1 protein-coding gene is annotated in these 497 nt (G+C 51.3%); it reads left to right on the top strand.

All coding sequences use genetic code 11. The features are described 5' to 3' along the window. Positions 1–497, top strand: a 497-nt coding sequence (locus OW492_RS16990) for a hypothetical protein (protein WP_290041726.1), incomplete at both ends; no start/stop codon positions are given.

The following is a 497-nucleotide window of genomic DNA, read 5'->3' as shown; positions in this document are numbered from 1 at the left end:
TCAGCGACGCCAGTGGTTAGCACAGTCAATGATGCGCCAGAAGTGACTATTACCAACACCAATGCCTTTGTGGAAGACGATGGTAGTGCGGTTGCTGGAGCAGAAGTCTCTACCTTTACTACCTCAGATGAAGACGGTGATGATGTTACCGTTACTCTGAGCGATACAGTCAACTACGAAATCGTAGATGGCACGGTGGTGCTAACAGAAGCCGGCGCAGCGCTTGTAAACAGCGGTGAAGCATTACCAGAATTCACACTGACGCCTAATGACGGTATGGTTGACGGTGAGCCAGACTCAGCGACGCCAGTGGTTAGCACAGTCAATGATGCGCCAGAAGTAGAAATTACCAGTACCAATGCCTTTGTGGAAGATGACGGCAGTGCCGTTGAAGGGGCTGTCGTTGCGACCTTCGAAACCTCTGATGAAGATGGCGATGACGTAACGGTAACCCTGAGCGATACAGTCAACTACGCGATCGTAGATGGCACGGTGGT

The sequence above is a fragment of the Psychromonas sp. 14N.309.X.WAT.B.A12 genome (genome assembly GCF_030397575.1).
GTDB lineage: Bacteria > Pseudomonadota > Gammaproteobacteria > Enterobacterales > Psychromonadaceae > Psychromonas.
This window is presented reverse-complemented; position numbering and strand designations above follow the sequence as displayed.